We start from the raw sequence: 21302 nt of genomic DNA on the forward strand, positions 1-21302 counted from the left end.
ATCCCCGGCCAGCTACGTCGCTCCCGCGCGTCGGCTGCCTCCACTCACCCGTGCCTGCCCGGTTCGGCCTGGCGCCCGGCGCGCGTGTACACCCCGAGGACCACCATCAGCAGGAGGGCGACGACCGGCAAGTAGCCGGTACCCAGGGCCACCATGCCGCCGAACTGCTGGTCGGCCTGCAGGTCGGACACCCAGGGCACCTCGATGGTCGTGTAGAACTCTGACGCCAGCAGAGAGTCCGTCCGCATGACGGCGAGGGCCAAGAAGGCCTGACCGGCGAGCGTGGCGCCCAGCACCATGGACCTCACAGGAGCGGACCACATGCGTGGCCCGGGGTCGGTGCCCACGAAAGCCCAGACGAACAAGTAGCCCACAATGGAGAACTGCGCGACCATGAGGACGCGCCCGACGTGAGTGGTCAGGGCCCACGCCAGCAAAGGGGTCCCATAGAAGATGGCCAGGCTGCCGAGAAGCAGCAGTGCGGCCACCACCGGGCTGGCGAAGAGCGCCGCCCACCGCGACTGGGTCAGGGCGAGCAGCAGCTCACGCGGACCCAAGGTCCGGTCCTGGCGCGACGGCAGGGCCCGCAGGGCGAGCGTGATCGCGCTCGCCGGCACCAGCAGGACCGGCACGACTGTCATCAGGCCCATGTGCGCGGCCGCGTGCATCGAGAACATCACCCGCCCGTAGACGCCCGGCCCGCCGCTGGTGAGCCACATGAACACCACCCATCCGAGCACCCAGAGGTACAGCTTGTGGACCGGCCACCGGTCGCCACGGCGGCGGAGCCGGACGAAACCGGCGGCGTAGAGCCCGATGGCGGTCACGGCGAGGAGCGCGAACAGCCAGTCGGTGCGCCAGGTGAGGACGAGCCGCGACCAGGTGAACGGCTCCGGCAGCGGCCAGCCGGTGAGGTCGAGCACGGGTGTGAGCTCGACGGGCTCGGGCACCGGGGTGGGCGTGCGCCCCAGCACGACCCCCAGTGCGACGGCGGCGGCCATGAGCACGATCTCGCCGGCCGCGACCCGCCCGAACCGCATCGCCGAGTCCACACCCCGGGCGACGGCGGTGCTGCGTTGGGCGTAGCCCGCGACACCGAGGACCACCAGCAGCGCCACCTTGGCGAGCAGGAGCACGCCGTACGGCGTGGCGAGGTTCTCGAGGGAGCCGACCGTGACGGTGGCGAAGAGGATGCCGGACACGGCGACCAGGACGTAGCACCAGGTGGCCACCGTGGAGAAGCGTCGCACGGTGTCGGCCAGCGCGGGACCGAGCACGGGTAGCAGTGCGGCGATCGCCATGAGCCCACCGACCCAGACCGTCAGTCCGACCAGGTGCAGGTTGAGGGCGGCCACGGCCGTCCGGTGGCCGATGGCGCTCGCGGAGTGACCGGCGAAGGCCAGCGGCACGAGAGCCAGCAGCGCCAGAGCGAAGGTCCAGCCCAACTCGGCCCGCGACCGCACGTAGGCGGTCAGGGCTACCACGGGCACGACGAGCAGGACGACGCCCAGGTGAAGACGGAGCAGTTCGAGCGACCAGGCGTTGCCGATGAGCTCGGAGAGGTAGCCGGAGGAGGAGGGCGAGATGCCGGCCAGCTCACCCAGGGTGAGGTAGAGCACGACGGTCGCGCTGACCAGCCACACGACCGCGGAGAGGAAGGCCATCTGGGCGGCCGTCTCTCGCCGCCTGGTAGTTGTGCCTTCCCGTGCGAGGAAGGCCGCGACGAGCAGCAGCCCGATGGTGAACGAGGCCGCGAGGTCGTGCACGGTCCCGACGATCGGCAGACCCCAGCGCACGAGGGGACCGGCGTCCCCGAGAGCCAGCGGTGCGGCGGCGCCGGAGAAGGAGGCGACCGGCACCGCGACCACCAGAGCGCAGAGCGTGGCTGTGACGGGCACCGCCCAACCGACCAGCGGCGCCCGGTCCCCGGCACCCGCAGCCCTTGGCGCCGCGGGGGACGACCCGGAAGGCACCTCGTTCGCCATGCGATCATCCTAGGTACGCCAGGGGAAGGGGTGGCCCCCGGTCGGGGGACATGGGTGTCGGCGTGCCGACCCGGTCCGTGTGACCGGGCGCGCGCCGGGCCTCGACCGCCGCCCCTGCCTGCACCCTCGCGACGCCGCCCGTCGGCGTGCGGGCGTGGCGCCTCCCGGCGTGCGAGCGCCCGAGGAACGGCCAGACCCGCCCGAAGATCGCATGTCACCCACCCCCGGGGTAGCCGCGCCGATTACCCGCGAACGTCGGTGCTCACCACCAGCGAGTTCTACCGGCGTCCGGGACGTCTCCCTGGCGCTCACTGTTTCTGAAGAGACGTGTTCGCCGTCGCGTCCGGCGACTCACTGCCGGGGCTCAGCCGACCACCGCCGGCGTGCCCCGCTGAGGATCACGCGCAGCGAGGGGGCCCCGTCTGTGACCGGTAGATCCGACTCGGCGGACAGGCCCTGCGCGTGATCCGGTGACTCGTCGCCGGCCACCGCGCCGCAGTACCTCTTACGGTGCGTCCTCGGTGGGGCGAGAAACCCTGGAACGGGGTCGACCGTTAAGGTGCGTGGCAGCGGCGGCCTGCCGCGGGGCACCGCTACTGGGGACCCGTCCTACCTCCCTTGAGGGCGTGCGGTCAGGGGCCGCTCACCACGCGGCGGCCGCCGGAGGCGGTCACGGTCCGCTCGAGGACCTGGTCGACGAGCTCGTCCAGTCCGGGGTCGGTGCCCTTGGGCAGGGCGGCGACGGTCACTCCAGTATGCCGCGTGCCGTCGCCGGAGGAGTCCGGGCCATCACCGGAGGGGCCCGCGCCGTCTCCGGCCGGGTCGGCCGCGTGCACCGGGGTGACCCGGACGAAGACGCGGCGGCGGCGCACCCCGAGCATGAGCCCCAGGCCGAGCAGCGCCATGCCGGCGAAGACGAGCGCGGGGATGCGGCCGGGGTCGTGCCGGACCATCAGCCCGCCCCAGCGGATCACGGTCTCCAGCTCGATCGAGCCGCGGTCACCCGCCAGCTCTAGCTCCTCGCCGGGCCGGATGAGCAGGCTGGCGGGGCTGCCGTCGTCCTGCAGGACCTGGTCCATCGAGTCGGTCTCGACCGAGAAGACTGACTGGGCCCGGCCCTCGGGGAAGAGGTCGCCCTCGAAGACCGCGAGCACCAGGGCAGGGTCGACCAGGCCGGGGAAGCTGGAGGTCGGCCCGATCTGCGGGTCGAAGGTCAGCGTGGGCAGGAAGCCTCCGACGAAGGCGAGCGCGGGGTCGGCGCCGGGGACCTTGATCGCTCCCTCGGAGGAGTAGTTGTTGTCCTGCGGCAGGAAGGTCACGGCGTCCTGGAAGAGGACCCGGCCCGCCGCATCGCGGACGGTGACCACGGGGGCGTAGCCGTTGCCGAGCAGGAACGCCGAGGTGCCGGCGATATGGAGCGGGTCGTTGACACCGAACCCCGTGCTCCGGGCCGGGCCGTCACCGGCCTGCAGCGTGGCGGTGCCGGCGAAGCGCCGGGGCTGGCCGAACTGCGCGCCTTCGGCCTCGGACTCGAACTCCACGTCCAGGTCGTCCAGGCGCAGGGAGAAGACCGGGATGTCGTCGGGGTCGACCAGCGGCCCCAGGTTCAGGGTGTCGAAGGCGCTCGGTCCCGTGGTGACCGTCTCCCCCTCCTTGACGATGATCTCCCCGCGCCAGCCGAACAGGTGGCCCACGGCGACGGAGACGATGACGCCGAGGATCGCCAGGTGGAACAGCAGGTTGCCGGTCTCCTTGAGGTAGCCCTTCTCCGCCGAGACGACCAGCGACCCGTCCTCCTCCGTGCGCAGCCGGTAGCGGCGGCCGCCCAGCTCGGCGCGCGCGGCGGCGACCACCGCCTCGGGCGCCGCGTCGAGGACCGCCGTGCTGCGGGCGGGCAGCCGGCCCAGCCGGGCCGGCGTGCGGGGCGGCTGGGCGCGCATGGCCTCCAGGTGCTGACGCGAGCGCGGCAGAATGCAGCCCACCAGGCTGACCATCAGCAGCAGGTAGATCGAGGCGAACCACGGCGAGGCGTAGACGTCGAACATCCCGATGCGGTCCAGCCACGGCGCGACGCCGGGGTTCTCCTCGAAGTAGCGCCGCACCCGGACGGGGTCGACCCCGCGCTGCGGGAAGATCGAGCCGGGGATCGCCGCGAGGGCGAGGAGCAGGAGGAGGGCCAGCGCGGTGCGCATGCTGGTCAGCTGCCGCCAGGTCCAGCGCGCCCAGCCGACGGGTCCGAGGCGGGGGCCGCCCAGCGTGGTGCGGTCCTTGGGGTAGCTCGGCTGGATCTGTTCCGGTGACCGCGACGTGCGCACACCGGCGATGACCTTGTCTCTGGGCCCGTTCCGGGTGGTGCCCTCCCCGGTGGTGGCCATGTCAGATCACCGTCGTGAAGTTGCTCGTCAGCCGGGTCTGGACCCACGCGGCCGCCTCGGCCCACACGCCGAGCAGCATCAGCAGGCCCAGCAGGACGAGCAGGCCGCCGCCGACGCGCTGCACGAGCAGGTAGTGGTCGCGCAGCCAGCGCGAGGCGCGGCTGACCCAGCCCAGACCCGCGGCGACGAGCACGAACGGCACCCCCAGGCCCAGGCTGTATGCGGTGCCCAGCACCAGGGCGCGCCCGACCTGGTCGTCACCGGGCAGGATCGACGTCCCGAGCGTCTGGATCGCCGCCAGCGCCGGCCCGGTGCAGGCGCTGAACCCCAGCCCGAACGCGACGCCGAGCAGCGGTGCCCCCGCCATCCCCGCGGCCGGGCGCCACCGGACCCGCCACTCGGCCGTCGGCTGCAGCAGCATGACCAGTCCGAGCGCCAGCACCAAGACGCCGGCCACCCGCAGGAGGGTGCCCTGGTGCTCGGTCAGTGCCAGCCCGATGCCGGAGATGACCACGCTCATCGCCAGGAACACGGCGGTGAAGCCGAGCACGAAGAGCAACGCCCCGAGCACGAGGCGACGGCGCGAGGCGGTGCCTCCGCCGGGTGACGTCATACCCCCGACGTAGCCGAGGAACCCCGGGACGAGGGGCAGCACGCAGGGTGAGGCGAAGGAGACCAGGCCCCCGAGCGCGGCGACGAGGGCCGCGCCGAGCAGGGGCCCGGAGAGGACGAGCTCGCTCACCGGGTGCCTTCCTCGGCGAGCACGTCCTCGACCAGGCCGCGTAGGGTCGAGGCCTCGACAGGTCCGCTGACCCGGGCGGCGAGGCGCCCCTGGCCGTCCAGGACCATCGTCGTGGGGGTGGCGACGGCCAGCCCCTGCAGCTGGGTCCGCGTGCGGCCGCCGTCGTCCTGGAGAGAGGGGTAGGAGATGTCGTACTTCTGTTGGAACGCGATCGCGCTGGGCACCGAGTCACGGCTGTTGACCCCGATGAACTGCACCGGCTCACCGGCCTCGCGGAACTCGGTGGCGACCTTCTCCAGGTCGGGCGTCTCCTCGATGCACGGTCCGCACCACGAGCCCCAGACGTTGATCACCACGACCTCGCCGAGGTGGTCCTGGGAGGACCACGCCTCCTCCTCCAGGGTGGTGCCCTCGAGCGTGATCACGGTCTCGCGCTCCTTCGGCGCGAGCGCCTGAATGGTGCCGTCCCCCGCGACGTAGCCCTTCTGGTCACCCTGGCGCATCTGGTCGTTGATCGTCGAGGGCTTGTTCAGCCCCTTCCATGCCGGCGGGTGCGGCCCAACGACGATCGTGCCGTCCGGCCGACGGACGTTGCCGGCCAGGCGCTCCTGGACGTACTCGCGCAACCTGTCATTGGTCGCGAGCTTCGCGGTCTTTGGGCGCTTGGCCGCCTGCTGGGCCTTCCACTGCGCCACCAGCGCCCGGTACTCCTGCTTCCCGCTGCGCGTGGCCGCGTTACGGCGCAGCTCACGAGAGATCGTGCCCGGGTGCCGGCCGATCCGGCGCGCGATCTCACGCACGCCGACCTGCTGGGCGCGCAGCAACGCGATCTCCTCACGCTCTTCGAAAGACAGGTAGCGGCCAGAGGGCTCGACCAGTGAGATCGGTGACATGCCGCCAGCGTGTCGGAACCACCGTGTCCCGACCGGCACGGACACGCCCACCTTCCAACGCCGCCTCCGCGGACGTGATGCCCGTGGCGATCAGACGCCAGAACTGGCGCTGCACCACCCGCGAAGGATCAGGTCGTCCGGGTGAGCGCATCGCCGGCCGCAGTGCCCGATCTGCACGCCACTGCCGACGCGCACCCTCTGGCACATCACTGGTCTTCTTGCTCCAGTCCGCCATCGCCATCGTTGAACACCTCCGAAGTCAGGAGGGTGTTGCGACGACCGGTTGAATCCGCCTTGTGAGCCCGCGTCCGAGTGCGCCACGAGCCCGGTCAGGTCGGTGATGCCCTCCTGGGCGCGGGTGAACATTGCGTGCTCCAGAGCGTCCAGGACCAGCGATGTGGTCATCGACGTGGCCGCCCGCCAACCGATCACGCGGCGGGAGAACGCGTCGATCACGAATGCGACGTAGACCATACCCAGCCAGGTCGGCACGTACGTAAAATCCGCGACCCAGAGCCGGTTCGGTGCGACCGGGTCGAAGTCGCGGTTGACCAGGTCCGCCGCTCGCTGCGCCTGCTTGTCCGGGATCGTCGTCCGCGGCTTCCTGCCGTACTGGGCGCCTTCCCAGCCGTTGGCCCGGTAGAGCCGCTCGATGGTGCACCGTGCCACGTCGTGGCCCTTGCCACGTAGCCGCAGCCACATCTTGCGACTACCGAGGCCGGCGACCAGCTTCGAGGAGGCCCGCTCGGCCCGGATGAGCTCGGTGACCTGCTCATCGCGCAGCGCCCGTGCCGAGGGTCGACGGTTAACCCACTCGTAGTAGGTGGAGGGACTGATCGGGATGCCGTGCTTGGTCAGCACGGCGCACAAGGGCTCGACGCCCCACCGCAGGCCATCGCCCACCCGGTGGTCCTTGTGCTCGGTGATGAAGGCGATCACCTGCGCCCGGGCCGGTCGAGCTCGGCCCCGAAGAAAGCCGCTGCGGCCTTCAATATCTCGTTCGCGCGCCGCAGCTCGGCGTTCTCCCGCTTCAGCGCCTTGATCTGCTCGTGCTCGGCGCGCGTGAGCCCGGGGCGGGCGCCGGAGTCGACCTCGGCGCGGCGGACCCACTTGCGCAATGTCTCGGCCGAGCCGATGCCCAGCTTCGCCGCGATCGATTTGATCGCCTCGAACTCCGAGGGGTACTCCTCACGCTGCTCGAGCACCAGCCGGACCGCACGCTCGCGGAACTCCTGGTTGTACTTCGATGGTCGTGCCATGACCTGCATCCTTCCAACGGATCAGGTCTCCGGACACCCCGGGATGGCTCACGATACCTGTTGGTTGCGTGGGTGGTGACCTGCGCACCACAACTCCCTGAGTTCAGCGGAGATGGTCAGCTCGTCGCGATTCTGAGGGCTCGGTGACCGTCCTGCCTTGGACCGCCTCCGGCACCATGGCTTCCAGCGCCTCGGCACGGGTCAGGGTGCCCGCCGGACCGAGGAGGGTCAGCGGGCCGGGTCGTCCGAGGTCGAGCCAGCGCTGCTGCCACCGTCGCAGGAGGTGGTAGGCGTTGTCGGACAGCGGTTCACGGGCCGGGGAGACGACGTAGCCCCATTCCCGTCGAGGGTCGCCCGTGCATAGCGCGCCCGGCTCCACGAGGACGCTGGGAAGCAAGCGGCGCAGGACCTCAGGGTCGCCGATGTCCCGACCGTCCAGCCAGTACGCCTCGAGGAGCAGTGCCAGCACCTCGACACCACGCCCGAGGTCGACCGCCTCGGCGTAGGCCGCCGACACGGGGCGCGTGGGTGCGGCAGCACGGCCGGCACGTCGTCGGGGATCTCCTCATCCGGACGGGCCAGGTGGCGCTGCCTCCAGCTCCTCGCGCAGCCTCTCGCGCTCGGGCCCGGGCCCCCGCAGCCCTGTCAGGGGGACCGAGGAAGCGCCACAGACTGCCCACCACGCGGGCTGGGGCGCCGGCTCGTCGCCGGTGCCGGCCAACCGCAGGTGCACCAGGTAGGCCCAGGGTGAGGTCAGGTCTGCCAGCATGACGCGCGCTTCGTCGTGCCGCGCGGGCTTCCACGGGCGCTCGACCGGTGGCATGGGGAGCAGGGGCAGGGTGTTGTGCCGCCGGTGGAAGTGGTGGGCGGCTCTGCGACGTTGGCTGGTGATCGTCATGTCGTGGTTCCTCACTCGTAGCAGTGGCTGGGTCGGGCGTGGCGCGCCCGCGTCGTGACCGTCATCGGGCCCGGACCTGGAAGACGTAGTGGCCGCGGGGCCAGCGGCTGGCCCGGCCCTGATGGACGAGGTGGTGACCGTCGCGCTCGACCCAGACCGGGATCTCGACCGGGGCCACACGGTCGCGGGTCCAGATCTCCAGCACGTCGCCGGTCTGCAACGACCGGATCGCCCTGGCCGCCCGGATCAGTCCGACCGCGCACGGCGTGCCGCGGTTGTCCAGCAGCACGGTCGTCGTCGACACCGCGCCGGTCATGGACGGTCCAGGTCGTCGAGGTAACCCGCCGGGGACCAGTCTCGCCCAGGCACGCCCGGTGACCGGCCGAATTAGGGGATCAGGCGCTGTGGCTGAGATGCTCGGCGGCATTGTCGATGGTGACGGTCTCGATGAGCTCGCCGGTGATGGTCTCGATACCGGTGGCGATGGCCAGGTAGCAGACCCGGTCCAGCAGGTTGGTCAGCGAGCCGATGCAACCCTGGGTGCGCCGGTGCAGGACGTCGGCGTGCTCGGTGAGCATGCCCGCTCGGAAGTCGGCCAGAAGGACGTGCTGCTCCAGCGCGGCCAGCAGCGCGCTCCAGGCACGCGCACCGGTGGTGGTGGTGATCGAGAACGGCGCCACCACGCAGCGGGTGGCGCGCCGGGAGGTCTGGGCGTAGGCGGCGTCCTCACCGAGGAGGCCTTCGTCGAAGAACTTCTTCTCCCGCAGCCGCACCCCGACGTACAGGAACGTCACCGGCATCTCGTTCGCCAGGCCCTTGAGATGGTTTGAGACCTCCTGGCCGTTGCGGTGCTTGAAGTCGATGAAGTGCAGGTCGTCGATCACGATCATCTGGGTCTGGCAGGACGCCACACAGTCCACCGCCAGCGCCCCCAGCTCGGCCCGGGTGTTCCGACCGGCGGCCGGGTGGCCGTAGAAGCGCAACAGCTTCGTGTTCAGACCCTTGAGAGTGGTGCCCGCGCTCAGCGGCAGGTAGACCACCGGCAACCGCTGGTGTCCCTCGGGGGTGTGCGGCCCGTGGCGGCGGATGACCTTGCGGTGGAACTCGCGGGCATACCGGGTGGCGATGGTGGTCTTGCCGAGCGCGGGCGCGGCGTCGATGACGACCGACCCGCGCAGCTTGTCGGCATCACGCCGACCCGAGGCCATCACCTGGTCGATCACGCTGTAGGCACCGGCCAGCTGGGCGGTCGCCACGGTGGGAGGGTTGGCGTTCCACACCGCCCGGGCGTCGTTGTAGTCCTCCAGCTCCTCACCACTGAGACGGCCCATCTGGGCACGCGAGAGCAGCTCCAAGGGCTCGCGGGCGGCAGCCTGCACGAACGCGTCCCAGCCGACCTTGGAGGCCAGGTTGTACCGGGCCGGCTCATTCGCGGTCAGCCAGGCCGCCCAACGGTTGCTCGCTACCGCCGGTCCTGGGTTCATGCTCATTCGTCGAACACCTCGAACGCCTCCTGGTCAGGATGCTCGGCGTAGTACCGCTCGAACACGTCCACATCATCGGCCACCTGTGCACCGGTACGGCGACGCTCAAGATGGGCCAGCAGGTCAACCACACCGGGCGTGGAAGCGGCCTCCGACCTCGCGGCACCCTCGCCGGGCTCCTGAGAGGGCTGGGTCGCCAGGCGGCGGGCCAGGTTTTTCTCCCGGCGGCCGGTCACAGCGCCCTTGCTGTACCGCGCCAGCAGATCCGCCAGCGCGGCGCCGGGATCGACGTGCCGGTCGGTGTCCCGGCTCAGGCGCCGGGTGTAGTCGGCGGCCTCGGCGCTGAACGGGGCATCCAGGCCAGCAGCGTGTTCCCAGGTCAAGTCGTGCCAGGTCTGCGTGTCGGGGTCGCGGAAGTACACGGTGCGGATGTCGTCGTGGTCGACCATGATCGGCCATCGGCCCGGGTGGGCGCCGCCGTAGGTTGACTTGGTGCCGCGGTGCAGGTTCAGGCCCGGCCCGTCGTAGCGGCGTCCGTCGATCTCCACGCCATAGTGCTGAATCGTGCGCCAGGCGACGTCCAGGAACTCCATGCGCAGATCCTGGCTAGCCGGAAGCCGCAACACACCCGCGACGGCCATGCCACGAGCGAACATCTCTACCGGGGAGAGGTCGACTCCTGGTAGCCGCGGGTCGCACAGGCCCCGATGAGGGGTGTGGTGATAGATCCCGACCCACTCGCGGATGATCGCCTCCAGTTCCGCAACGTAGTAGAACGCCCCGGCCTCCACGTCCTTGCCACGTGAGTAGACATCAGGGCCCTTGTAGGCGGGTAGATGCTCCAGGAGTTGCTGTCGCAGCGTCCGGAAGAATCGTTCCATGGTGGGCTTGTCCGTCGGCTTGTGCGGGATCGCGGGCTGGATGTTGATCCCCAGGCGGTGACACACGGTCTTGGTGTGCCCGGACAGGTAGACCTTGCCGTGGTCGACCACGATCGTGTCCGGCAGGGCACCCGTGGTCATCGTGATCAGCTGGTCCGGGACGCCGACGTACGGTGCCGGCACCTCGCCCTCAACGTCCGGTCCCCACTGCTGCGGGGTGACCACCTGGAACAGCACCGATGCCACGTCCTGCGCCTTGGTCGACACAGCCCTCAAGGCCAGGCCGAGGACGCACCGGGAGTACAGGTCCTTCGCGATCGTCAGCTCGGTGTTGACCCACCGACCGGTCACCGGCTCCATCGCGAACACGTCCAGGCGAGTCGTGTCCAGCACGACGTACTGGCCGGGCCGGTCAGCCCGCAACCTGCCCAGCACGCCCTGCGGCCGTTCGGCCACCGACCTACGTTGCTTGGCCGCCCCGAACGTGTAACGCCCCTTGTCCAGCTCTCGGATCCGACGGTAGGCGACGGCTCGTGACGGGGTGGCAGCTTGCGGGTGCTCGACGAGGTACCTCTCATTCGTCTTGCGCAGCACCGACTTCATCGTCGGGTTCGACAAGTCTCGGTAACCGTGGAGAGTCTCCAGGCATGCCGAGTCCCACTCCGGGTCGACCGAGGGTCGACGAGGCTGAAGCCGACGTGAGTCCACCAAGCCCACGAGACCCTTATCCGCATACCGTTGCCCCCGACGGTAGGCGGTACGAAGAGAGATCCCGAGCTCCTCAGCCGCCGCGCGGTAGCGCTCATCTACCGGCCGGTCGGAGGGGATGAGGAGGAGCTCGTCGAACACCTTCGCCTGCTGTTCGACCTCGGCGCGCTGCACCGAGGTCAGCGACGCCAGAACGACCGCGTCCAGCTCCGTATCGGCGTCTTGGACGGGCCGGTCGTCGAGGGCCTGCGCGACGCCAACCAACGAGGGTGCATGAACCTTCTTGAACTGCTCGCCCGACCGCAAGATCACGATGGCGCTCTCGTGCTCGACCACGGTCCAGGCGCTTCCCTGCCACCAGAGTCGGGCACCAACCGACACATCAAGGCTCTCTGCACTCACACCGGCACCCCCGCTGAGTAAGTCAGGACCGTCTCCATGCCTAGAGGCCGTCGGAGGTCGGCCATCGCCTCGCTGCGCCACAGGCACCCCAGGACAGCCACGCGCCACGAGGCGTCGTCGCACGTCGACGGCTTGCGGGAGACGGCCTCACTCAGGGTGACGTCCCCTGGGGCGAGAACCGCCCGTGCCCGGTCCAGGACACCGGTCGGTAGTCGCTCGGAGCGACGACCGACCGCGAGGGCCTTGATGTTGCGCAGCACGACTGGATCGCCGCCGGAGAAGACCTCGTAGCCCCAGCCTTTGTCCCGGCACAACCCGCGTGTCCAGTCGAACTGGGCCCGCACCGCGGGCTTTTCCAGGAACTCTGCCGGCTTCACGTCGACCAAGGTGACCGTGCGGTCGACGTGGACCAGGAGGACATCGGGCACATGCGAAGGCTGAGCGCCGGTGCCGCTTCCCGTGATCTGGAACGGTTGGGTCGCGATACCCACGACAGTCGGGTCGAAGTCCGCCAACCACAGCCGGTCCAGCTCGAGCAGGCTCTCGTACACCAGCGTCCGACGGTTCGTCGCCGACCAGAACAGGCCCGGGTAGTTCCCCTGCCCCCGGTAGGACGGCGGGATACGGACCGGAAGGCCCTCGACGATCAGCTCGGCGCGCGCCTCGCGCCACGTCGTCGTGACCTCGTCGCCGACGACGTTGCAGTACCGCAAGGAGACCTCACGCACGCCCACACGCCCATCGTGGCCCACTGACAGATGGATGAGACTACTGACACGCCACTGTCAGATAGATGAGACCACTGCCAACTTGGCCGAGAACCTACAAGCTGCGAGCGAGGTGTGTGCCCGCGACGGTGGGAACAACTCGGGCCACCCCATAGTTGAGTCAGATGAACTCAACTTCACTGAGTCTCGGTTTGACAATGAGCCGAGTCGCTCCCAAGGTTGAGTGCAGACGTGTCAACCTCGCGTCGCACCCGCCCGGGTGAGGCGCACCGTATACCAAGGAGAAACCACGCATGGGACGTGCAGTCGGCATCGACCTCGGCACCACCAACTCGGCGGTCGCCGTCCTCACCGGTGGCGAGCCGGAGATCATCGCGAACGCCGAGGGCGGTCGCACCACCCCGTCCGTCGTCAGCTTCGCCAAGAACGGCGAGGTGCTCGTCGGTGAGGTCGCCAAGCGGCAGGCCGTCACCAACGTCGACCGGACCATCCGCTCGGTCAAGCGCCACATGGGCACCGACTGGAAGAGCCCGGAGATCGACGGCAAGACCTACACCGCGCAGGAGATCAGCGCCCGCACGCTGATGAAGCTCAAGCGTGACGCCGAGGCCTACCTGGGCGAGGACGTGACCGACGCCGTCATCACCGTGCCGGCCTACTTCGACGACGCCGAGCGCCAGGCCACCAAGGACGCCGGTGAGATCGCCGGCCTCAACGTGCTGCGCATCGTCAACGAGCCGACCGCGGCCGCGCTGGCCTACGGCCTCGACAAGGGCAAGGAGGACGAGCTCATCCTCGTCTTCGACCTCGGCGGCGGCACCTTCGACGTCTCCCTCCTCGAGGTGGGCAAGGACGCCGACGACGGCTTCGCCACCATCCAGGTCCGCGCCACCCACGGCGACAACAAGCTCGGTGGCGACGACTGGGACGACCGGATCATCCAGCACCTGGTCACCACCGTGAAGAACCAGTCCGGCGTCGACCTGTCCAAGGACAAGATCGCCATGCAGCGCCTCAAGGACGCCGCCGAGCAGGCCAAGAAGGAGCTGTCGTCCTCGACCAGCACCAACATCAACCTGCAGTACCTGTCGATGGGCGAGAACGGCCCGATCCACCTGGACGAGACCCTCTCCCGCGCCCAGTTCGAGCAGATGACCTCCGACCTGCTTGAGCGCACCAAGGCTCCGTTCAACCAGGTCATCAAGGACGCCGGCATCAAGGTCGAGGAGATCGACCACGTCGTCCTCGTCGGTGGCTCCACCCGCATGCCCGCCGTCGTCGACCTCATCAAGGCGCTGACCGGCGGCAAGGAGCCCAACAAGGGCGTCAACCCGGACGAGGTCGTCGCCGTCGGCGCCGCCCTGCAGGCCGGTGTCCTCAAGGGTGAGCGCAAGGACGTGCTGCTCATCGACGTCACCCCGCTGAGCCTGGGCATCGAGACCCAGGGCGGCATCATGACCCGCCTGATCGAGCGCAACACCGCGATCCCCACCAAGCGCAGCGAGGTCTTCACCACGGCCAGCGACAACCAGCCGTCGGTGGGCATCCAGGTCTACCAGGGTGAGCGCGAGATCGCCCAGCACAACAAGCTGCTCGGCAACTTCGAGCTGACCGGCATCGCCCCGGCCCCCCGCGGCGTGCCGCAGATCGAGGTCACCTTCGACATCGACGCCAACGGCATCGTGCACGTCTCCGCCAAGGACCGTGGCACCGGCAAGGAGCAGTCGATGACGATCTCCGGCGGCTCCGCGCTGCCGAAGGACGAGATCGAGCGCATGATCAAGGACGCCGAGGCGCACGCCGAGGAGGACAAGAAGCGCAAGGAGGAGACCGAGCTGCGCAACACCGCCGAGCAGCTGGTCTACTCGACCGAGAAGTTCCTGGCCGACTCCGGCGACAAGGTCCCGGCCGACGCACGTGGCCCGGTCGACACCGCGCTGACCGACCTCAAGGACGCGCTCAAGCCCGAGTCCGGCGCCTCGCTGGACGACATCAAGGCCAAGATGGAGACCCTCTCCACCGAGTCCCAGAAGATGGGTTCGGCCATGTATGCGGCACAGGGCGCCGAGGGCGCCGGTCCGGATGCGGGCGCGGGCTTCGCCGACGGGACGGGTGCGGCCGACGTCGACCCGAACCGGGAGGCCGGTTCGTCGGATGACGATGTCGTCGACGCCGAGGTCGTGGACGACGAGGACACCAAGTGACCGACCCCCACGGCACCCACTCCTCTGGGGCTCCTCAGGACGAGGAGCCCCAGGGGCGGGGCCCGGTGATCCGCGACAAGCGGCGCATCGACCCCGAGACCGGCATGCCGCGCGAGCCCCAGGGCTCTGCGGCGCAGGGCGGGCAGCCCGAGCCGGCCGAGGCTGACGGGACCGAGTCCGACAGCAGCTTCGGCGGCGACGTGGGGGACGCGCTCCCCGGCGGCACCGCGGACGGTGCTTCCGACACTGACGGCGACACCCACCCGGACACCCTGCTGGCCGCCGAGCGGCTGGAGGAGATGCGCCGGATGCAGGCGGAGTTCGTCAACTTCCGCAACCGCACCCAGCGGGAGCGGGAGAGCGACCGGACCCGCGCCACCGGCGCGGTCGTCGAGGCGCTGCTGCCCGTCATGGACGACATCCACTCCGCGCGCGAGCACGGTGACCTGGCCGAGGGCACGCCCTTCGCCGCCATCGCCGAGAAGCTCGAGCAGGCGCTGGGGAGGTTCGGCGTCGAGCGGACCGGCAACGTCGGAGACGTCTTCGACCCCATGGTCCACGAGGCGCTCATGCACCTGCCGGCCGATAGCCCCGGCGTCACCCTCCCCGAGGGTGCGACGGAGATGACGATCGTCCAGGTCATGCAGCCCGGCTTCAAGATCGGTGACCAGGTCGTCCGCGCCGCCCGCGTGGCGGTCGCCGACCCGAGCTGACCGACCGCATACCCACCGAGAGCGCCGTGTGGTTGGCTCAGAGGTGACCGAGCGCGGCGGGTGGTTGCTGGACCAACCATCCGCCGCGCCCGGTAGGCCCGGCAGCAACCACAGGACGTGGCCGGTGGGGCGAAGAACAACCACACGACTCGCTCGGTGGAAGAAGACACGAAGGAGGTGAGCATCGATGGTCAACCAGGACTGGTTCGACAAGGACTTCTACGCCATCCTCGGCGTCGCCAAGGACGTGGACGAGAAGGAGCTCAAGAAGCGCTATCGCAAGCTCGCGCGCGAGTGGCACCCGGACGCCAAGCCGGGCGACAAGGCCGCGGAGCAGAAGTTCAAGGACATCGGTGAGGCCTATGCGGTGCTCTCCGACCCCGAGCAGCGCAAGCAGTACGACGCCGTGCGCGCCATGGGCGGCGGCGCCCGCTTCACCGCCGGCGCCGGCGGCCCGGGTGGTGCCGGTGGCTTCGAGGACATCTTCTCCCAGATGTTCGGCGGTGGCGGGGGTGCGCAGAACGTCCGCTTCTCCACCGGCGGCCAGGGCGGGATCGATCTGGAGGACCTGCTCGGTGCCTTCGGCGGCGCGGCCGGTGGCGGTGGCTTCCCGGGCGGGGCCCAGGGCTTCCCCGGTGGTGCACAAGGGTTCCCGGGTGGGGACCAGGGCTTCCCCGGTGGTTTCCAGGGTGGCGGCCGTGCCCGCACCATGAAAGGCCAGGACGTCGAGGCCCGCACCACCATCGACTTCCGTGCCGCCGCGACCGGCGACACGGTCACGCTGAGCAAGCCCGACGGCGGCCGGATCACCACCCGGATCCCGGCCGGCGTCAAGGACGGTCAGAAGATCCGCCTGCGCGGCAAGGGCATGCCCTCGCCAGTGCAGGGCGGCGAGCCCGGCGACATGTTCCTGCACGTCACGGTGACGCCGCACGCGGTCTTCGGCCGCGACGGCGACACCAACCTGACCCTCGACCTGCCGGTGACCTTCGCCGAGGCCGCCCTCGGCGCGACCGTCCCCGTGCCGACCCTCGACGGCGGCACCGTCAAGGTCAAGATCGCCCCTGGCACCCCCTCGGGCCGCGTGCTGCGGGTCAAGGGCCGCGGCATCGACGCGAAGTCCGGCAAGGGCGACCTGCTCGCCAAGGTCCAGGTCGTCGTCCCGCAGCGGCTCTCCGACACGGCCCGGGCGGCCGTCGAGGCCCTGCAGGCCGAGGAGGCGGGGACCGACCCGCGCGCTGAGCTGATCGAGCGGGCGAGGAGGTGAGCTAAGCATGCCTGACCGCGACACCCCCGTCTTCGTCATCTCCGTGGCGGCCGAGCTGGCAGGCATGCACGCCCAGACGCTGCGGCAGTACGACCGCCTCGGCCTGGTCACCCCCTCCCGCACCCGCGGCGGCGGCCGACGCTACTCCTCCCGCGACATCGACCGGCTCCGCGAGGTCCAGGCACTCTCCGCCGAGGGTGTCAGCCTCGCCGGCATCCAGCGGATCATGGAGCTGGAGTCCCAGGTCGAGGCTCTCCGCTCCCGGATGACCCAGCTCCTCGTCGAGAACGAGGCGCTGCGCGACCGCATCACGCACGGCTCGCGCGTCTTCGCCGCCGACAGCGCCGGCGAGGTCGTCGCCCTCCGGGCCGGCACCCGCCCCCGCTCCACCCCGGCCACGACCGCGCTGGCGCTGTGGCGACCGAGGCACTGGCCGTTCACCGACTGAGGAAAGAACATCCGCGCGGGCCTTCCTCTGCGCCTGAGCATGCCTGAGCAGGCACAGGCGCGCCCGGAGGCGGGTCGTCCACCTCCGGGCGCGCTCGTCCTCGGGCCCCTCACCCGCCGCAGCGGCACTCCTTCCGCCTCGCCTGCCCGACCTGCGCCGCCCGGTCGAAAGGGTTCAGCACGGCAGCCGCGCCCAGGACCACGGTCGAGAGGCCGACCCGGACCAGGCTGTCCAGCCCCGGCCGCAGCTCCTGCATCCAGGTGAGCTGCTCCATACCGAGCCAGGCGGCGACGATGAGGACAACGGCGCCGGTCCACCACAGGGCGTTCATCACTTGACCTCCTTGCGGGCGACCCGCCACAGACCGACGGCCAGCGGCAGCAGCACCCAGAGGGCGTTGGCGGTGCCGACCTGGGCCCACTGCTCGGCGGTCAGCCACCGGTCACCCATCAGCGGGGCGTTGGCGCGGCTCAGGTCCAGCCACGGGGCGGCGTCGCGCAGCCACCCGGTCAGGGTGAAGAGCAGCGGCGTGATGGTGGGGATGAGGAAGTAGGCCACGATGCCCAGCGGCACGTTGAGGAAGAGAGCACCGAGGCCGATGCCCATGAGCACCCCCTGCACCTGGGCCACGGTCAGGTTGACGACCTCGGCCGCCGACATCGACAGCTCGACCGGGGCGTCGGCCAGCGAGGCGGACAGCACGTGGGCGCCCATCGCCAGCGGGATCGTCACGGCCAGGACGGCCAGGCCGAGCAGGACCGCTGCGACCGTCTTGGCCGCCATCACCCGCATCCGCCGCGGCTCCAGGGCGAAGGTGATCAGGGCCGTGCGCTGGCTCCACTCGTTGGCCGCGGTCATCACGCCCAGCACCGGCAGCAGCAGCGCCTGCGGGGTGACGGCCGCCATGAGCAGCGGCAGGAGCGCGGCGCCCGTGTCGCGGGTCAGCCACAGGGTGACCCCGAGCGCGAGCACCGTGATGAGTACGATGGCGAGGATCAGGCCCTTGCCGGTGCGGGTGTCCACGAGCTTGCGCAGCTCGACGGAGACCAGGCGGCCCAGCGAGACCGGGCGCACCTCCTCCAACGGCGGGGGGTATGCAGTGCCGCCGGTGCTCTCGGGCGTCGCGTCGGTCGTGGGTCGGGTGGGGGTGGACTGGGTCAGCGTGGTCATGGCGTCCTCCTGGACGGGGTGCGTGCGGGGGCTGTGGGTCTGGGTCATCGCTGCGGTGCTCATGCGGCCGTGCTCCTGACCGGCTCGCGGGCGTCGTCGGCGGTCAGCTGCAGGAACATCTCCTCCAGGCCGCCCCCTCCGGCGGCCCGGAGCTCGGTGACCAGCAGCTGCTCGGCCAGCGCGACCTGCGCGACCTGGGCGGCCTCGGCGGTGACGATCAGGACGCCCTCCCGGCGGTTGGTGACCTCGAGGCCGGCCCGCTCGAGCGCGGTGCCGAGACGGTGGCGGTCCGGGCCGTCGACCAGGACGCCCTTGGCCGCGATCAGCTCGTCCTTGGCGCCCTGCGCCACGATCCGGCCACGGCCGATGAGCACCAGGTCCTGGGCGATCTGCTCGACCTCGTGGAGCAGGTGGGAGCTCAGGAGCACGGTCCCGCCGTCGGAGGCGAAGTCGCGCAGAAGCTCGCGCATCCACCGGATGCCGGCGGGGTCCAGGCCGTTGGCCGGCTCGTCGAGGATCAGGACCTGCGGGTCGCCCACCAACGCGCCGGCCAGGCCGAGGCGCTGCCGCATACCGAGGGAGTAGTTGCCCACCCGGCGCTCCGCCTCGCGGGAGGTCAGACCGACCCGCTCGAGCGCGGCGTCGACGTCGCGGCGGCCACGGCCGGCCATGAGCGCGGCCAGGGTGAGGGTCTCGCGACCGGTGCGTCCGGCGTGCTGGGCACCGGCGTCGAGCATGACGCCGACGTGGCGGGCGGGGGTGGGCAGGCTGGCGTAGGGGCGGCCCAGCACCAGGGCGGTGCCCGAGGTCGCCGCGGTCAGGCCGACCATCATCCGCATCGCGGTCGACTTGCCGGCGCCGTTGGGGCCGAGGAAGCCGGTGACGCGGCCGGGGCGGGCGGTGAAGGTGATGTCGTCGACGGCGGTGAAGGTGCCGTAGCGCTTGGTCAGGTTCTGGGTCTCGATCATGGCTCCAGCCTCGCCGGGGAGGACGGCCCCCCACATCGGTCGAGGGTCGAGGACCGCGATGTCCTTGGTCTGCGTCTGCGCAGGTCGGGGCATACCAAAGTCGGGGGTGGCCGAGCCGATCGGCGGAGTCGGTGAGGTGAGGTCCCGAATAGGCTGAGAGGTATGCCGTCCCTCGCCCCTCCCGTGCCCTCACCCGCCCCGCGCGGGGGTGGGGCGGAGCACACCGTGGAGCGGCTGGGCCTCTGGCAGCAGGCCTGGCGTCTGGGCCTGGCCTGGCTCGTCGGGATCGCCGCCTTCCTCACCATCGCGGCGGTCGCCACGGACGGCTTCACGCGGGAGGGCGAGGGCACCACTCTGGTCCTCGTCCTGCTCATCCTCGACCTGGCCGTCGGCCACCTCGCCCTCGTCGTGGCCGCCTACCGCCGGCGCTGGCCGCTGGCCGTCGCGCTGATCACGGCCGTGATGACCTTCGTCTCGATCACGGCTACCGGCGCCTCGGCGCTGGCCCTGGTCTCGTTGGCCACCCGGCGGCGGATCTGGCAGATCGTCGGGGTGGTCCTGCTCAAGATGGCGGCCGACACGACCTACGAGTTCGGCTTCACCCGGTGGCTCGGCGTCCAGGGCGAGGTCCTTGTCGAGGGTGACACCGTCGCCGTGGGGACCCAAACCGCCCTGGCCAACCTCGGCTTCGTCGTCCTCCTCTACGTCATCTGCATCCTCGTCGGCTGGAACGTCGGGTCGCGCCGCGAGCTGATCCGGTCCTGGCGCACCGGCGCCGAGACCGCCAACCGGGAACAGGCCGCCCGCGTCGCCCAGGCCCAGCTGGCCGAGCGATCCCGGATCGCCCGTGAGATGCACGACGTCCTGGCCCACAGGCTCTCCCTCGTCGCCATGCACGCGGGGGTCCTGGCCCACCGCACCGACCTGCCCGAGGAGGAGCGGCGGGAGGCCGCCGAGATCGTGCGGGCCGGGGCGCACCAGGCGCTGGAGGAGCTGCGGGAGGTGCTCGGCGTGCTGCGCAGCGACGTCGGGGACGAGGCTTCGGCCGGCGGAGGGGACGGGCAGCCATCCACGGTGGAGGCGCCCCAGCCGGGCCTGAGCGGCATACCCTCCCTGGTCGCCGAGGTGACCAGCAGCGGGCAGGAGATCCACCTCCAGGCCGACCCGGACCTGTGGGCCCGCTCGGTGCAGCTGCCGGCGAGCACCGGCCGGCACGCCTACCGCGTGGTGCAGGAGGCGGTCACCAACGCGCGCAAGCACGCGGGTGGCGCTGCGGCCACCGTCGAGCTGTCCGGCCGTCCGGGCAAGGGGCTGAGCATCGTGGTGGCCAACCCGGTGCCGGCAGGGGCGCAGGCTACGCTGCCCGGTGGCGGCCGGGGGCTGACCGGGATGGCCGAGCGGGTGCAGCTGGCCGGCGGCCGGTTCGAGGCCGGGTTCGAGGTGACCCGCTTCGTGGTGCGGGTCTGGCTGCCGTGGGAGCGGAAGAAGGAGCAGGGATGAGCGAGGCACAGGCGCGACCCAGGGTGGTCCTCATCGACGACGACGCGCTGGTGCGCACCGGGCTGCGGATGATGCTCGGCGGGCCCGACGGGGTGGACGTGGTCGCCGAGGGCGATGACGGTGACACCGCGGTCGAGCTCGTCGGCAAGCACCGGCCCGACGTCGTGCTCATGGACATCCGGATGGCGCGCACCGACGGCCTGACCGCCACCCGCGAGCTGCTCGCGTCGTGGCCGGCGACCAAGGTGCTCATCCTGACGACCTTCGACGCCGACGCCTACGTGCTCGAGGCGCTGCGCTCCGGGGCGCGGGGCTTCGTGCTCAAGGACACCCCGCCCGACCGGCTCGTCGCCGCCGTCCACGAGGTCGCCTCGGGCGACCACGCGCTGTCCCCGTCGGTGGCTGCGCTGCTGGTCAGCCAGGTCGCCGGGGGCCCTGCGACCGATCCCGCCGACGCCCGCGCAGCCAAGGCCCGCGAGCAGCTGGACCGGCTGACCGAGCGCGAGCGCGAGATCGCCCGGGCCGTGGCCCACGGCGGGTCCAACGCCGACATCTCCCGCGAGCTCTACCTCAGCGTGCCGACGGTCAAGGCCCACGTCTCGAGCGTGCTGGCCAAGCTCGGGCTGGCCAACCGCGTCCAGGTGGCGCTGCTCGTCCACGACGCCGGGGAGGTATGA

Annotated in this window: 19 protein-coding genes and 2 pseudogenes; 6 read left to right on the plus strand and 15 right to left on the minus strand. The window is 70.9% G+C overall.

Annotated features, from left to right (window positions below; translation table 11 throughout):
- Positions 1–44: 44 nt before the first annotated feature.
- From ACTMMA_RS14470 to ACTMMA_RS14525, 12 genes and pseudogenes are all read right to left on the minus strand, one after another.
- Positions 45–1985: a bifunctional copper resistance protein CopD/cytochrome c oxidase assembly protein gene (locus ACTMMA_RS14470; RefSeq protein WP_083664265.1), complete on the minus strand. Its 1941-nt coding sequence runs from the start codon at positions 1983–1985 to the stop codon at positions 45–47.
- 632 nt (positions 1986–2617) lie between these two features.
- Positions 2618–4360, minus strand: a complete 1743-nt coding sequence (gene resB, locus ACTMMA_RS14475) for a cytochrome c biogenesis protein ResB (protein ID WP_237767434.1) — start codon at positions 4358–4360, stop codon at positions 2618–2620.
- A 1-nt stretch (position 4361) separates the two neighbouring features.
- Positions 4362–5102 (minus strand): cytochrome c biogenesis CcdA family protein, encoded by a 741-nt coding sequence (locus ACTMMA_RS14480; protein WP_289020246.1) that lies wholly within the window; start codon positions 5100–5102, stop codon positions 4362–4364.
- Positions 5099–5605, minus strand: coding sequence for a TlpA family protein disulfide reductase (locus tag ACTMMA_RS14485; RefSeq protein ID WP_441190867.1), 507 nt, complete (start codon positions 5603–5605; stop codon positions 5099–5101). The genes ACTMMA_RS14480 and ACTMMA_RS14485 overlap by 4 nt, the downstream gene beginning before the upstream one ends.
- An 18-nt stretch (positions 5606–5623) precedes the next feature.
- Positions 5624–6230: pseudogene (locus ACTMMA_RS14490) on the minus strand (transposase); the annotation flags it as partial.
- A 59-nt stretch (positions 6231–6289) separates the two neighbouring features.
- Positions 6290–7254: pseudogene (locus tag ACTMMA_RS14495) on the minus strand (IS3 family transposase); the annotation flags it as partial.
- A gap of 103 nt (positions 7255–7357) precedes the next feature.
- Positions 7358–7771 (minus strand): hypothetical protein, encoded by a 414-nt coding sequence (locus ACTMMA_RS14500; protein WP_441190836.1) that lies wholly within the window; start codon positions 7769–7771, stop codon positions 7358–7360.
- 48 nt (positions 7772–7819) lie between these two features.
- Positions 7820–8152, minus strand: a complete 333-nt coding sequence (locus tag ACTMMA_RS14505; protein ID WP_441190837.1) for a hypothetical protein — start codon at positions 8150–8152, stop codon at positions 7820–7822.
- Between the two features lie 61 nt (positions 8153–8213).
- Positions 8214–8468, minus strand: a complete 255-nt coding sequence (locus ACTMMA_RS14510; RefSeq protein ID WP_441190838.1) for a sulfurtransferase TusA family protein — start codon at positions 8466–8468, stop codon at positions 8214–8216.
- Positions 8469–8547: 79 nt separating this feature from the next.
- Entirely contained in the window at positions 8548–9642 is a 1095-nt protein-coding gene (locus tag ACTMMA_RS14515) for an AAA family ATPase (RefSeq protein WP_441190839.1), read from the minus strand.
- Complete coding sequence (locus ACTMMA_RS14520; protein ID WP_441190840.1) at positions 9639–11627, minus strand: TnsB C-terminal domain-containing protein; 1989 nt, start codon at positions 11625–11627, stop codon at positions 9639–9641. The genes ACTMMA_RS14515 and ACTMMA_RS14520 overlap by 4 nt, the downstream gene beginning before the upstream one ends.
- Complete coding sequence (locus ACTMMA_RS14525; protein WP_441190841.1) at positions 11624–12361, minus strand: TnsA-like heteromeric transposase endonuclease subunit; 738 nt, start codon at positions 12359–12361, stop codon at positions 11624–11626. Before ACTMMA_RS14525 ends, ACTMMA_RS14520 begins: the two co-directional genes overlap by 4 nt.
- 287 nt (positions 12362–12648) lie before the next feature.
- Here ACTMMA_RS14525 and dnaK point away from each other — a divergent pair, with 287 nt between their 5' ends.
- From dnaK to ACTMMA_RS14545, 4 genes are all read left to right on the plus strand, one after another.
- Positions 12649–14559 carry a molecular chaperone DnaK gene (gene dnaK, locus ACTMMA_RS14530; protein ID WP_441190842.1) on the plus strand — a complete coding sequence of 637 codons (1911 nt, stop codon included), beginning with the start codon at positions 12649–12651 and terminating at the stop codon, positions 14557–14559.
- Positions 14556–15272 carry a nucleotide exchange factor GrpE gene (locus ACTMMA_RS14535; protein ID WP_441190843.1) on the plus strand — a complete coding sequence of 239 codons (717 nt, stop codon included), beginning with the start codon at positions 14556–14558 and terminating at the stop codon, positions 15270–15272. Before dnaK ends, ACTMMA_RS14535 begins: the two co-directional genes overlap by 4 nt.
- 187 nt (positions 15273–15459) lie before the next feature.
- Positions 15460–16539: a DnaJ C-terminal domain-containing protein gene (locus tag ACTMMA_RS14540; RefSeq protein ID WP_441190844.1), complete on the plus strand. Its 1080-nt coding sequence runs from the start codon at positions 15460–15462 to the stop codon at positions 16537–16539.
- Between the two features lie 7 nt (positions 16540–16546).
- Positions 16547–16987 (plus strand): heat shock protein transcriptional repressor HspR, encoded by a 441-nt coding sequence (locus ACTMMA_RS14545; protein WP_441190845.1) that lies wholly within the window; start codon positions 16547–16549, stop codon positions 16985–16987.
- 109 nt (positions 16988–17096) lie between these two features.
- Here ACTMMA_RS14545 and ACTMMA_RS14550 read toward each other — a convergent pair whose 3' ends face one another.
- The 3 genes from ACTMMA_RS14550 to ACTMMA_RS14560 are packed head-to-tail and all read right to left on the minus strand — an operon-like array spanning position 17097 to position 19125.
- Positions 17097–17318 carry a hypothetical protein gene (locus ACTMMA_RS14550; protein ID WP_441190846.1) on the minus strand — a complete coding sequence of 74 codons (222 nt, stop codon included), beginning with the start codon at positions 17316–17318 and terminating at the stop codon, positions 17097–17099.
- Positions 17318–18220, minus strand: a complete 903-nt coding sequence (locus ACTMMA_RS14555; protein ID WP_441190847.1) for a basic helix-loop-helix domain-containing protein — start codon at positions 18218–18220, stop codon at positions 17318–17320. The genes ACTMMA_RS14550 and ACTMMA_RS14555 overlap by 1 nt, the downstream gene beginning before the upstream one ends.
- Complete coding sequence (locus tag ACTMMA_RS14560) at positions 18217–19125, minus strand: ABC transporter ATP-binding protein (protein WP_441190848.1); 909 nt, start codon at positions 19123–19125, stop codon at positions 18217–18219. Before ACTMMA_RS14560 ends, ACTMMA_RS14555 begins: the two co-directional genes overlap by 4 nt.
- Positions 19126–19287: 162 nt before the next feature.
- Between ACTMMA_RS14560 and ACTMMA_RS14565 the strand changes: the two genes are divergently transcribed.
- Positions 19288–20625 (plus strand): sensor histidine kinase, encoded by a 1338-nt coding sequence (locus tag ACTMMA_RS14565; RefSeq protein ID WP_441190849.1) that lies wholly within the window; start codon positions 19288–19290, stop codon positions 20623–20625.
- Positions 20622–21302: a response regulator gene (locus ACTMMA_RS14570; protein WP_441190850.1), complete on the plus strand. Its 681-nt coding sequence runs from the start codon at positions 20622–20624 to the stop codon at positions 21300–21302. Before ACTMMA_RS14565 ends, ACTMMA_RS14570 begins: the two co-directional genes overlap by 4 nt.

It is taken from the genome of Ornithinimicrobium panacihumi, from assembly GCF_052073805.1.
Lineage (GTDB): Bacteria > Actinomycetota > Actinomycetes > Actinomycetales > Dermatophilaceae > Ornithinicoccus > Ornithinicoccus panacihumi.

What these genes read in the sequence shown, in the direction of transcription:
- ACTMMA_RS14470 (WP_083664265.1), bottom strand. Translation starts at nt 1,985, where the DNA reads ATGGCGAACGAGGTGCCTTCCGGGTCGTCCCCCGCGGCGCCAAGGGCT.
- resB (WP_237767434.1), bottom strand. Translation starts at nt 4,360, where the DNA reads ATGGCCACCACCGGGGAGGGCACCACCCGGAACGGGCCCAGAGACAAG.
- ACTMMA_RS14485 (WP_441190867.1), bottom strand. Translation starts at nt 5,605, where the DNA reads ATGCGCCAGGGTGACCAGAAGGGCTACGTCGCGGGGGACGGCACCATT.
- ACTMMA_RS14505 (WP_441190837.1), bottom strand. Translation starts at nt 8,152, where the DNA reads ATGACGATCACCAGCCAACGTCGCAGAGCCGCCCACCACTTCCACCGG.
- ACTMMA_RS14510 (WP_441190838.1), bottom strand. Translation starts at nt 8,468, where the DNA reads ATGACCGGCGCGGTGTCGACGACGACCGTGCTGCTGGACAACCGCGGC.
- ACTMMA_RS14515 (WP_441190839.1), bottom strand. Translation starts at nt 9,642, where the DNA reads ATGAGCATGAACCCAGGACCGGCGGTAGCGAGCAACCGTTGGGCGGCC.
- dnaK (WP_441190842.1), top strand. Translation starts at nt 12,649, where the DNA reads ATGGGACGTGCAGTCGGCATCGACCTCGGCACCACCAACTCGGCGGTC.
- ACTMMA_RS14540 (WP_441190844.1), top strand. Translation starts at nt 15,460, where the DNA reads ATGGTCAACCAGGACTGGTTCGACAAGGACTTCTACGCCATCCTCGGC.
- ACTMMA_RS14545 (WP_441190845.1), top strand. Translation starts at nt 16,547, where the DNA reads ATGCCTGACCGCGACACCCCCGTCTTCGTCATCTCCGTGGCGGCCGAG.
- ACTMMA_RS14550 (WP_441190846.1), bottom strand. Translation starts at nt 17,318, where the DNA reads ATGAACGCCCTGTGGTGGACCGGCGCCGTTGTCCTCATCGTCGCCGCC.
- ACTMMA_RS14555 (WP_441190847.1), bottom strand. Translation starts at nt 18,220, where the DNA reads ATGAGCACCGCAGCGATGACCCAGACCCACAGCCCCCGCACGCACCCC.
- ACTMMA_RS14560 (WP_441190848.1), bottom strand. Translation starts at nt 19,125, where the DNA reads ATGATCGAGACCCAGAACCTGACCAAGCGCTACGGCACCTTCACCGCC.
- ACTMMA_RS14565 (WP_441190849.1), top strand. Translation starts at nt 19,288, where the DNA reads ATGCCGTCCCTCGCCCCTCCCGTGCCCTCACCCGCCCCGCGCGGGGGT.
- ACTMMA_RS14570 (WP_441190850.1), top strand. Translation starts at nt 20,622, where the DNA reads ATGAGCGAGGCACAGGCGCGACCCAGGGTGGTCCTCATCGACGACGAC.